This window comes from cf. Phormidesmis sp. LEGE 11477 (genome assembly GCF_015207105.1).
Lineage (GTDB): Bacteria > Cyanobacteriota > Cyanobacteriia > Phormidesmidales > Phormidesmidaceae > Phormidesmis.
Genome location: NZ_JADEXO010000071.1, coordinates 20,839 through 32,666 on the forward strand (window position 1 = coordinate 20,839; position 11,828 = coordinate 32,666).

The window sequence follows — 11,828 nt, forward strand, 5'->3', positions numbered from 1 at the left end:
TTTATCCTGTATTCGTGCGTTTCGATCATGACACTCATGCACCACTGACTATTGAAGCCTTTAGATCTGCTGTTTAGAGTTCAAAAAGAGTCAACATCAGGAGAACTTCAATGAGTCGAATTACCGTGCTAGGTATTGGTGCGATGGGTTCGCGCATAGCCAACAATCTGTTGCAGCAGGGTCATGCTTTAACCGTGTGGAATCGCAGTGTAGAGAAGACTGTGGCGCTAGCAGCCGCAGGCGCTGAGGTTGCTGATACGCCCTGCGCAGCCATGAGATCGGCTGAGGTTGTGATTAGTATGGTGCGCGATGATGAAGCTTCTAAGCAGGTATGGCTTGCTGACGAAGTTGGAGCTTTAGAGGGATTAGAGAAAGACGCTATCGCGATAGAAAGTTCTACGCTCACTGTTGGGTGGACGCGCACACTTGCTCAACACTTTCAGCTAAAGAACCGTGCTTTCCTAGACGCTCCCGTAGCTGGTTCGTTACCCCAAGCTGAAGCCGCTCGCCTTATCTACTTTGTAGGTGGTGACGCAGATGTTCTGGGGCGCGTTCGACCGGTTCTAGACTCTCTAGGAAGCGCTGTTCATCATGCTGGCACCGTTGGAAACGGTATGGCTATTAAGCTGGCGGTCAACGCCCTGTTTGGTATTCAAGCAGCCGCTTTGAGCGAACTGATTACCTTTATGCAGCACTGTGGATTAGAAGGTACGCAAGCCGTTGACATACTGAGCGCGACGCCTGTATGCAGTCCTGCGGCTAAAGCTTTAGCAGAGGCGATGGTAGCCCGCAAGTTCGCACCTATGTTTCCAATCGAGCTAGTGGAAAAAGATCTGTTGTATCTAGCTACTAGTCAGGAGCAGTTGGAGATTCCTATGGGTAAAAGTGCGCATCAGGTCTTTCAAAAGGCAAGACATCAGGGCTATGGCGCAGATAACATTACTGGAGTCATCCAGTTATATAGCGAAAAGACTTCTGGTTGAGATATATTCGGGCACCCCTGGTAAACTCAGGCCCCAACATAGCAGCCCGAACAAAGGTTAGGTTTTCAGAGGAGGCCGTTCAAGTACAATCCAGTAGCCGTCTCGTATGGCTTATTCTCCTGCTTCACCTGGATGAACGATTCTGTAGATGCTATCAACGCAGAAGCTTTGAGAATTCTCAAAGTGCTCGAAGAGACGCCGTTCGCTGCCTGCTGCCCGCTGACTAGAGAGTTCGCCGAACTGCCGCCGAGTCCAGGTATCTACGCCGTCAAACACAGAACCCAAGGCATCCTCTATGTCGGTAAGTCAGGTAGTGTCAAAGGCCGCTTCAAAGGCGGACATAAAGCGCTGGGCTGGGCATTCATGGACAAGCTGAACCCAGACGATGTGAGGATAGCAGCGGTCACGCTGAGTCTGCAATGGATTCGGTTATCATTGCAATTAGAGCAGATCATCATCCGACAGCTAATTCCCCCTTACAACGTGCGGGTCAATTAAAAGGAATAGGCTATGAGTCCGAACGATTCACCGATAGACAATTGCATTCTAGACCCGCTACCGGACAACATTCGGGCAGCGATCCTGACCTATGCGCATGAGTCAGAGCTGACGGCTAACGCAGTGATCGAAGGAGCGCTCAAGTACTTCCTTGAGCTAGATACCTCGCTGGACAATGAACCCATCAGCACTGCCGAGGATGTCAGCCTATTAGCTATCCTCCCGCCTATCCTACAAAGTCAGGCAATCCAGTACGCAGAGAAGACACAGATACCTACTGAGCTAGTGATAGAACTGGCGATCGCACACCTGCTAGACCCAGACTCAGTGACCTTTGATGACTGCCAAGTGAAGGTAGAACAGACCTCGATTGCACGGCTAAAGCAGTACGCTGATGCCAAAGCAGTCACCGCCGCGTAGGAAGTTTTTCGACTAGGCGATGTCATCAGGAGCCCTCGACTGTTATTCCGTCTAAGTAGCGGTAGACACTAGCCTTCGAGAGGTTGTATTCTGCCATCAGGTCTTTGATGAGAGCGCCGTCTATCCGCTTCTGCTGAAGCTCTACATGTTCATCATCGGTTAAGTGCTTCCGCCTGCCTAGAAGAACGCCGTTCGCTTTAGCGTTGCGGATGCCATCCATCTGCCGCTCAGCACGAATTTCCGTCTCGAACTGTGCGATCGCACCCAGCATATTAAAGAGCAGTCGGCCAGTGGCATCGCCTGTATCAATGCTTTGGTCAATCACCTTGAGGTTGACGCCCTTCTCCTGAAGCTGATCGGCCACTTGACACAGATGCAATGTAGACCGCGCCAACCTATCGAGCCGAGTCACCACCAACGTATCGCCTTCCCTGACATACTCTAGGCAAGCCTTCAGCCGTGGACGAGTGCTAGAGGTGCCAGTTCGCTTCTCCTGAAAAACCTTGTCACAGCCTTTGAGCTTATCGAGCTGCACGTCGAGACTTTGACCGACAGAACTGACCCGCGCATAGCCAACCGTTGACATAACCTACCTCAAGCGTCTACTTATATCTTAGACGTTTTGAGAACGATGTTTTGAGACATGGTTTGAGACACTGTTTTAGCACAGTATCAAAAGGTCTGAATAATGAGACTGTCAAACATGCTACTGCTGGAAGTAGACTGTCCTGAGATATCTATACTGCAGGCGACGTGTTTGATGAACGGCATCTCAGAAAGACACACTCTTATCTACTCTGTTGGGTTCGTGAATGTTCTGAACGTGACTATTCAGAGGTAGAGGTAGAACCACTTCTTGAAGTAAGTAGACGCTCTGCTTCCTGCAACTTATCTTGTGCGATAACGAAGTCAGCGTCAATATCTAAAGCCTGCTTGTAAAGGCCAATCGCTTCACTCAGCCGTTCCTGTAGGTGGTATGGATAGCCAAGGTTGTAGTAAGCAACAGCGTCTCCCAGCGGAATACGTAAGACTTCAAGAAAGGCTACTTCTGCCTCTTGATAGCGGTTTTAGGCTACAAGAGAAACTGCTAGGTTCCTATGAGCGGTAGCATCGTCTGGGTTTATACGTAAAACTTCGCGATAGATTTCCTCTACTTCTTCATAGCGGTTCTGCTTCTTCAGCAAGATACCTAGATTGTGGTAGCCAACAGTATCAGTCGGGTTGATACTTACAGTACGACGAAAGGCAGCTTCTGCTTCCTCATAGCGGCTCTGCCGCTGAAGTTCGACTCCCAGATTTGCGTAGTCGCTAGCACTGCTGGGCTCAATCCTTGGTACTTGACTAACGAGTCTTTCCGCTTCGACTTTATCTTCTATGTTCAAAGCTGTAGTGTTCAAAGCTGTAGTGTTCAAAGCTGTAGTGACTTGGTGAGAGGGCGCGTCTACACTCTCAGCTAGAGCAGTTGTTGGCCCACCGAAAAGCACCGTTATGACCAGGCCAGTCGTAAGAAGAGGACGCATATTCTCAGTTATCAATTACCAATGGTTCAATTGTAGCTACTTCTTCTAGACGATCCTGTAGAGATGTTAGGCAGGCTCGTCATTATGCGTCTCCAGAGTTTGAATAGCAGTTAGCACCGTTAGCATAAAATAGTACATATGACCGCTCTGAAAATCTTCCTTTTTGTTTTTGGGTCATAGCGAAGTAGCTCAGAGCTGAAGTATGTTGACAAAAGAGGACGCTACGATAGTGCCTTCAACGCTTGACTCTACAGGCAGAAATTCTAAAACGCTACCGCCAACAACCTCAAATCTGTCTATGAGTTCGGATAGCAGCTGTTTGAGACGGTCTACGCTGATACCTTTGGGAGTCCGACAGACGACATGAGGAAAGCTAGTCGGCTCTAGAACATCTAGGTCTAAGTGAATGTATATTTTGCGAAACCCAGCAGCGCTAATAGCTGATAGGAGTTGATAATTCTGGACTTGATTCACTGAGTTGACAGAGAATATGCGAAGTCTGTTTCGCGAGATGAACGCTTGCTCGGACTCATCAAGCTCTCTCGTGCCTACCAGGAATATTTGGTTGGGAACTAGTGTTGAGAATAACCGGCTTGTGATATGACCACTTCCTTGCCCTAGTAGCGATCACAGCGGCATTCCGTGAAAGTGCTTACTAGGAGAAGACGCAGGCGTATTGAGGTCTGCGTGTGCATCTAACCAAACAACCGCTATGCCCTCATGCTTTCGATTGAGAAACGAGACTGGTGCGATTTCTACCCCACAATCACCACCAATCGTGAAGATATATTCCGGGCTGTGCTCACTGATAATCTCAGCAGCGCAGTTGAGCTGAGCACTCACTTGACTGAGACCCAGGACATTTTCTGCGATCGCTATGGAATATGTAGAAGAGACAGGCACTTCTACGAAAGTCGCTTTTGAAGGCAGAGCGCTATGCAACAGCTTTGCACCGTTATAGAGGCCAATGTTGCCTGACCCCTGCCATTGAGGAAAGAGAAGGTTAAGTACTGAGCTTTGAGCCATAGAGGTAGCCTTTCAGCTTCAGGCCGCACCTGCAACTTGCGCTGAATATCTGAGTATGGGTCGTTGAGCACTGGGTTGAATTGCTAACAGGACTCTATTGTTGTTGGGCACCCTACAAAGGTACGGATGATTAGGAGTATATAGGCTACTGAAGCTTATATAAGAATTTGCTAATGTCTATTTTTGGAATAATTCTGCTGCTATTAGTCGCAGCGATTGTAGCGGTAGGGCTATTTGTTTGGAAAAGCTACAACCGGCTGGTCACCCTACGCAACCGCTATCAGAATTCTTATTCGCAAATCGATGTGCAACTGCAGCGCCGCTATGACCTGATTCCTAACCTGGTAGAGACGGCGAAGGGCTACATGGCACACGAACGCGAAACGCTAGAGGCTGTGATTGCAGCGCGTAACCAAGCTATGAGTTCATCTAGAGCTGCGGCAGCGGCTCCAGGCGATCCACAGGCTATGCAGCAAGCAATGACAGCCGAGGCAGGGCTTACAGGGATGCTAAGCCGACTAATGGTAGTGAGTGAGGACTACCCGGATCTCAAAGCTGACCAGTCTATGCAAACAGTGATGGAGGAACTAAGAACTACTGAAAACAAGATTTCCTTTGCGCGGCAAGCCTTCAACGATGGTGTCACTCTCTACAACACCAGTCGTGAAGTGTTTCCTAACAACCTAGTCGCAAATACGTTTAATTTTTCTTTTGCTGAACTATGGCAGGAAGTCACCGCAGAAGCACGGCGGACGCCTCGAGTTTCTTTTTCATAAGTGGCTGCCGGTAGCATGAGAGGAATGAGAGTCGATGAAAAACTTTTTCGAGCATCAGGACGAAGCTAAACGCACAACAACCTATCTGATTTTTTTGTTTGGTTGTGCGATCACATTTACTATTTTGGCAATGTACGCGGCCTGCATCTTGATTGCTAGGCAGAATGGTGTAGTACAAAGTTCTTGGCAACCTGCCTGGTTAGGGACAATCGCCCTGAGCATCTGTCTGATTGTTGCTTTTGGTAGCTTTCGTAAGATGACTACCTTGCGGGGCGGTGGCAAGGTCGTTGCCCAGGGTTTAGGCGGTCAACTAGTTGGGCAAGATACCTCGAATCCGCAGGAGCGCGAGCTGTTGAATGTAGTAGAGGAAATGGCGATCGCAGCGGGCATTGCGGTTCCTGAAGTCTATTTGCTGCCAGAGGCGAGCATCAATGCCTTTGCAGCTGGTCTGACTGCCAACACCGCTGTTATCGGTGTGACTCAAGGCAGCCTTACTCAGCTCAATCGAGATCAGCTACAGGGCGTTATCGGTCACGAGTTTAGCCACATCGTCAATGGCGATATGGCACTTAATATGAAGCTGATGGGTCTAGTGCATGGCCTGCTGTTTATTCATTTGATAGGCCGCAGTTTCTTATTTAGCAGCCATCGTCGCCATACGGCTTCAGACCGTGATAAACAAGGAGGAGCGTGGCTAGCCTTCGCCTGCTCGATGACCGTGATTGGGGCGATCGGCTGGATTTTTGGTCAGATGATCAAAAGCGCTGTTTCTCGTCAGCGAGAATTTTTGGCCGATGCATCTGCGGTACAGTTCACTCGAAATCCAGCGGGAATTGCCGATGCCTTGAGATGCATTGCTCAGCAGTCTAAGCGATCGCAGATCTCTTCTACTGAAGCTGAGGCCGCAAGCCACCTATTTTTCAATAATGTTTCTGCGCTTAGCTCTTTTGCGAGTGCTTTTTCGACTCATCCACCGCTGGCTGAGCGTATTCGTCGGTTGGGGAGTGATGCTGCTATCGGGACTAGCTCACCTGCCCGCACCCAGGCAGCAAATCGCTCACTAGCAGGAATTACAGAAGGTGCCTCCCCAGCTACCCTAAGCAGCCACAACCCTATCGAGCAGCGCAGTAGCGCAATGGCCATCTCCAGCTTTGCAGCAGCCGATGAAGTAGAGCGCAGCACAGATCGACTCGAAGCACCCAATCGCCTAGCGCCTGATGCCCTTGTTGCTGATATCGGCATAGTGACGCCAGCCCACCTCACGCAAGCACAGTCGCTTTTGAAGCATTTACCCCAGCGTCTTTTGCAGGCAGTGCGTGCTCAAACCGGTGCCGTCGCGGTCTGCTATGGCTTACTGTTGGACCCAGACACAGAGGTGCGATCGCGACAAAAGCAAATCATCGCTGACAGTTCGCGAACAGTATACGACTTGCTAGAGAAGATAGAGCCGCTGCTTGAGCAGGTATCTGTGCGATCTCGACTGCCATTGATAGAACTGTGCATTCCTGCGCTCAAGCAGCTAAAGCCGGAAGTGGCTGCTCAGTTTTTCATCCGTGTGAAAGCCCTAATAAAAGCAGACGGGAAACTATCTTTAAACGAATTTGCGCTTCAATCTGTTTTGCAATATCGCTTAGCAACCTATTTCAAGCCTGAGCAGACAGCGGCGGAAAGGGCCTCTCAACTCACCGACGTTTGGTCTGATAGCCTGCTGCTAATCTCTGCTCTTGCAAAGGCTGGCCAGACCCAACATTCGCAGATAGACTACGCCTTTCGTTGCGGCATTCAACAGCTACCAGGCGTTACAAAGCAGACGATGCCCGCAGACATGCCTACCTGCACCCTATCTAATCTCAGCAAGGCACTACGGCGGTTGCGACAGGCAGAACCAAAGCTGAAACGAGCGATCGCGCAAGCCTGCGCCCATACGGTTCTGATAGATGGACACACTACAGATCAAGAAGCTGAACTGCTACGGGCTATTCTCATTACACTGGGCTGTCCAGTGCCGCCTTTCCTCAATTTACTGCCTGCTCGATGAACAACCGTGGCAATAGCAGTGAAGAGACCAGAAGCTTGACGGTCACGGGAGCTTTGGGAAAAAACCTACTGCATCCAGAGCCGCAACGGTAGAGCTTGCCGAGGCCGAAGCTACAGACAGGCAGTAATACATCGATGCGCTCACCCCGGTCAATACGTTCTTTTCGTTGACGAACGCTCCTCTGCTGAAGCCGAGAGATTTTGGAAAATAAAGGGTGATCTCAGCGCAAACGCTTAGAATGGAGAGCACTATTATCACCATCACTCCCTTTGTTGATCACCCAGCTTCTAGCCAGCCTCTATGACTGCTTCAAAAGCCGCCAACCAACCTGCTCAGTCTTCGCATCAAGCGAACGATACGGTTAATCATCAGACCAATAGCCACGGTGTGCCGGAACGGCTAGCTAAACATACGGTTCGCTACGCTGACTACCGCGAGGTTAACCGAGAAGAGATGACGCCGATGATGCGGCACTATGCGGAGATCAAAGATCAGCATCCGTATGCGCTGCTGATGTACCGGGTGGGTGATTTTTTTGAGACGTTTTTTCAAGATGCAATTACGATCGCGCGTGAGCTAGAGCTAGTTCTGACCAGCAAAGATTCTGGCAAGGCAATTGGCCGAGTGCCGCTCTCTGGCATTCCGCACCATGCGCTAGAGCGCTATTGCGAGCAGCTTGTGTCCAAAGGCTATGCGATCGCCATTTGCGATCAGGTAGAAGATCCGGCCCTAGCCAAAGGACTGGTCAAACGCGAAGTCACCCGCATCATCACGCCGGGCACCGTGATTGAAGAAGGCATGCTCAGCGCTCGGCAAAACAACTTTTTGGCCGCTGTGGTCATTGCTGGAGAGCACTGGGGGCTGGCCCACGCCGATGTGTCAACTGGCGAATTTCTCACCACGCAGTCCACAGGGCTAGACCACCTCGCCCAAGAGCTGATGCGATTGCAGCCAGCGGAAATTTTGGTGCCCAGTAACGCCCCGGATTTGGGCGGGCTGCTGCGCCCCGGTGAAAAGTCTAGTCAGCTACCCGAGTGTTTACCCGCTCAGTTCTGCTATACCTTGCGATCGCAAACCCCATTTACCAAATCCGAAGCTCAGCAGCGGCTGCTGGAAAGTTTGAAACTGCGATCGCTCGAAGGCGTCGGCTGCAATCATCTGCCCCTGGCGACTCGCGCCGCTGGCGGTCTGCTGGAGTATTTGGAAGACACGCAAAAGACCAGCCTCGCGCCGCTGCAAATGCTCAGAGCCTATGCCCTCAGCGAGTATTTGATCATCGATCATCAGACTCGGCGGAATCTAGAAATTACCCAAACCTGCCGAGACGGTATTTATCATGGTTCTTTACTATGGGCGCTCGATAGAACCGTGACGGCGATGGGCGGACGGGCGCTGCGGCGGTGGCTCTTACAGCCGTTGTTGAATATGGAGGGAATTCAGGCTAGACAAGATACGGTCGAAGAGCTGGTGAGCCAAGGCAGCTTGCGACAGCAGTTGCAACAGTTGCTAAAGCAGATCTATGACCTAGAAAGGCTAGCGGGTAGAGCCGGATCGGGGACGGCGAACGGTCGCGATCTGGTGGCGATGGCCGATTCTTTTGCCAAGCTGCCAGATTTAGCAGGGCTGATGTCTCATGCCACTTCTCCTTATCTGGTAAAGCTGCAGTTTGTGCCGCCTGAATTAGAAGAGTTGGGTGCAGTATTGCGATCGCACCTGGTCGAAACCCCGCCGCTCTACCTGACTGAGGGCAACCTGATTCGCGATGGCGTCAATCCCCAGCTCGATCAGCTACGCCAGCAAATTACAACAGACCAGCAGTGGATTGCCAACCTAGAAACAACAGAACGCACCCGGACGGGTATATCGAATCTGAAAGTTGGCTATACCAAAGCCTTTGGCTACTACATCAGCATCTCTCGCAGTAAAGCAGACCTGGCTCCAACCAACTACACTCGCAAGCAAACGCTGACCAATGAAGAGCGCTACATTACCACTGAGCTTAAAGACTGCGAAGCGAGATTGAACAATCTCAACGAACAGATTCACCAGCTAGAATACGATCTGTTTATCGGCCTGCGCGACCAGGTGGCTCAGCACGTGAGTCTGATTCGTCAGGTAGCGGCTGCGGTCTCGGCGGTAGATGTACTGGCCGCGCTGGCTGAAGTGGCAATCTATCAGGGCTACTGCCGTCCTGAGATTGTTAAGGGTCGGCCCGTATTTGTTGAAGACGGTCGCCATCCGGTAGTAGAACAATCTTTGCCAGCTGGCTTTTTTGTGCCGAATGACACGGGGATTGGCAGCGTAGAAAACGCCGCGACCGATATCACCCCCGATCTAGTGATTTTGACTGGGCCGAATGCGAGCGGCAAAAGCTGCTATCTGCGGCAGGTGGGCCTGATTCAGCTGATGGCGCAGGTGGGGAGCTTTGTGCCGGCAAAATCGGCGATGCTAGGGGTATGCGATCGCATCTTCACCCGAGTTGGCGCTGTAGACGATCTGGCCACCGGGCAATCGACCTTCATGGTAGAGATGAATGAAACCGCCAACATTCTCAATCATGCCACCGCTCAGTCTCTGGTTTTACTCGATGAAATTGGCCGAGGCACTGCCACCTTCGACGGGCTTTCAATCGCCTGGGCCGTCGCCGAACATTTGGCTACCGACATCGGCGCTCGCACTATTTTTGCCACTCATTACCACGAACTTAACGAACTGGCTTCTATTCTCTCTAATGTAGAAAACTATCAGGTCACAGTCAAAGAGATGCCCGATAAAATCATCTTCTTGCATCAGGTGCGTCCTGGCGGTGCGGATAAGTCTTATGGCATAGAAGCTGGACGCTTAGCAGGGCTGCCGGCAACGGTGATCAGCCGCGCTAGGCAGGTGATGACTCAGATAGAGCAGCACAGTAAGATTGCCGTGGGTCTGCGTGAGAACGCTAGCGATCCGATCAGTGCTACTGTTCCCGCTAGAAAGCGAAAGAAAAAAGCTGTTGTTTCTGCTGCTAAAAAGACAAACCGCCAGAGCCCGGTTCAGCCAATTTCAGCTACTGACCCAGAAGAACAGCTAGGTATGTTTTGAGGGCGTCTTAGCAGCGCTTTGGAAGTGACTATAGCCTGCCGCACTCTGCTCACTACACCTAAAAAGGCTACACCCTTTGTTCTATAACGTGCGTAGCTCAAGCCGACGGCAGATTGACAGCGGTCCGACTCAGTCTTAGTTTCCTGAGCTGGCTGCTCAGCCTATTCCACAAAAGCGCCAGCAAGCATAGCTGACCGATAAATCCTACCCAGGCCAGCGGCGGTACGCTAGTTGCCACATCCCCCATCAGAGGCACGCCTAGATACGTCCAGACAAACCCTAATCTTGGCCATTCTTGGGGGTCATAGCCGCTGAATCCTAGAACTAAAGGGGGCACAAAGGCCACGACAGCTACCGTTCCGGCTGCCCAAATTAAAGGCGATCGCACTTTCGTACTAAAAATAAGTTGCACCAGCGTCGCGTAGGTCAGCAGGCTGACGCCTATACTTAGCGTTGCGAAGACGAGGGCGATCGCCGAGATAGGATCTCTATCTAACTGAGATCTAATTAGCCAGGTAAACGGAACCAGCAGCACTGCCGCAATCAGAAAGTTAATCGCGATCGCCCCAACCATCGGACTAGCCTCTGCCCAAATCCAGTCGCGCAGTCGCCCTATTCCGCTTGATCTTGCTCGATAGTTTATCCAATCCATCAGCTGCTGACGAGAGGACACCAAGGCGAACAACAATACGCCAAACAGGGCAACATTCGCTATATAAATAGCGATCATACTATCGAACTGATCGTCGGCATCGAGCCAAGGACTTAGTAGGAATCCGCAGGCTAAAGCGTTGAGATAGGCTGTAGTCAAGTAGCTTGACTGCTTGCTCAACAGCGTCGTTTGAGGCAGGCTAAACTGACGTACCAACATCTGCCAGACTAGAGCGCAAGCAACCGCTAAGTTACCCAATAGAAACAGATGAGCCAGCCATGGATTACGGGATATTGGTAGATACAGCCAGTTCACCAACACAGGGGTTCGCCAGCTCCTAAATAACAGCTCGCCTGTTGGGATAGACTGCCAGGTGATTTCTGTGTTCCACGACATGAAAATTGGCGTAATAGCTAATAAAACCAGACCAGAAAAGGCGATCGCACCCACCGCTCGCTGTTGCCTTAGCGCCGACTTCCCGCCGCTCAATCCCACTAGCAAAGCCAGCATAAAAACAAACACCGCGCCCGCACCGACAATTGCGTAGTAGCTCAGCAGCAGCAGCCAAGAAACCCCAGCGCTCAGCCCAGAAATTACGTGCATCGGTACCGCCGTCAGCACCAATATCAGCGGCAATAGCGGCACGCCCAGCAGCTTACCCAGCAAAATTTCTCGGGCCGGACGCGGGCTCAGCCGAATAAAATTCAGCGTCCCGGTTTTCGCCTCTTGGGTGAGATCATCGACAACGTAATAGCTGCCTAGCGAAAACAGCACATAGGGAATAATCCAGCTTAACGCCCGGCAAATCTCCAGCGGATCTAAAGATTGTGAGTG

10 protein-coding genes and 1 pseudogene are annotated in these 11,828 nt (G+C 51.1%); 6 read left to right on the forward strand and 5 right to left on the reverse strand.

The window, feature by feature from the left end; translation table 11 throughout:
• The first annotated feature begins 110 nt into the window (after nt 1–110).
• The 3 genes from IQ256_RS18370 (at nt 111) to IQ256_RS18380 (ending at nt 1,901) form a co-directional block, all read left to right on the forward strand.
• Nucleotides 111–983: an NAD(P)-dependent oxidoreductase gene (locus tag IQ256_RS18370; RefSeq protein ID WP_193857008.1), complete on the forward strand. Its 873-nt coding sequence runs from the start codon at nt 111–113 to the stop codon at nt 981–983.
• A gap of 132 nt (nt 984–1,115) precedes the next feature.
• Nucleotides 1,116–1,481, forward strand: a complete 366-nt coding sequence (locus tag IQ256_RS18375) for a GIY-YIG nuclease family protein (protein ID WP_193857009.1) — start codon at nt 1,116–1,118, stop codon at nt 1,479–1,481.
• A 12-nt stretch (nt 1,482–1,493) separates the two neighbouring features.
• Complete coding sequence (locus IQ256_RS18380) at nt 1,494–1,901, forward strand: hypothetical protein (protein WP_193857010.1); 408 nt, start codon at nt 1,494–1,496, stop codon at nt 1,899–1,901.
• A 25-nt stretch (nt 1,902–1,926) separates the two neighbouring features.
• Here IQ256_RS18380 and IQ256_RS18385 read toward each other — a convergent pair whose 3' ends face one another.
• From IQ256_RS18385 to IQ256_RS30470, 4 genes and pseudogenes are all read right to left on the reverse strand, one after another.
• Nucleotides 1,927–2,487, reverse strand: a complete 561-nt coding sequence (locus IQ256_RS18385; protein WP_193857011.1) for a recombinase family protein — start codon at nt 2,485–2,487, stop codon at nt 1,927–1,929.
• Nucleotides 2,488–2,728: 241 nt separating this feature from the next.
• Nucleotides 2,729–2,923: a tetratricopeptide repeat protein gene (locus tag IQ256_RS30465; RefSeq protein WP_193857021.1), complete on the reverse strand. Its 195-nt coding sequence runs from the start codon at nt 2,921–2,923 to the stop codon at nt 2,729–2,731.
• Nucleotides 2,924–2,968: 45 nt separating this feature from the next.
• A complete protein-coding gene (locus IQ256_RS18395) occupies nt 2,969–3,421 on the reverse strand; it encodes a tetratricopeptide repeat protein (RefSeq protein WP_193857012.1) in 453 nt (150 codons plus the stop codon).
• Nucleotides 3,422–3,610: 189 nt separating this feature from the next.
• A pseudogene (locus IQ256_RS30470) lies at nt 3,611–4,447 on the reverse strand (arginase family protein).
• Nucleotides 4,448–4,620: 173 nt separating this feature from the next.
• Between IQ256_RS30470 and IQ256_RS18410 the strand changes: the two are divergent.
• The 3 genes from IQ256_RS18410 to mutS all read left to right on the forward strand — a co-directional run bounded on the left by IQ256_RS18410 (nt 4,621) and on the right by mutS (nt 10,342).
• Nucleotides 4,621–5,223: a LemA family protein gene (locus tag IQ256_RS18410; protein WP_193857014.1), complete on the forward strand. Its 603-nt coding sequence runs from the start codon at nt 4,621–4,623 to the stop codon at nt 5,221–5,223.
• A 34-nt stretch (nt 5,224–5,257) separates the two neighbouring features.
• Nucleotides 5,258–7,261, forward strand: coding sequence for a M48 family metallopeptidase (locus IQ256_RS18415; protein ID WP_193857015.1), 2,004 nt, complete (start codon nt 5,258–5,260; stop codon nt 7,259–7,261).
• 300 nt (nt 7,262–7,561) lie between these two features.
• Complete coding sequence (mutS, locus tag IQ256_RS18420; protein WP_193857016.1) at nt 7,562–10,342, forward strand: DNA mismatch repair protein MutS; 2,781 nt, start codon at nt 7,562–7,564, stop codon at nt 10,340–10,342.
• Nucleotides 10,343–10,439: 97 nt separating this feature from the next.
• Here the strand turns inward: mutS and IQ256_RS18425 are convergent.
• The coding region (locus tag IQ256_RS18425) for a hypothetical protein (protein ID WP_193857017.1) at nt 10,440–11,828 on the reverse strand (1,389 nt) is incomplete at its 5' end.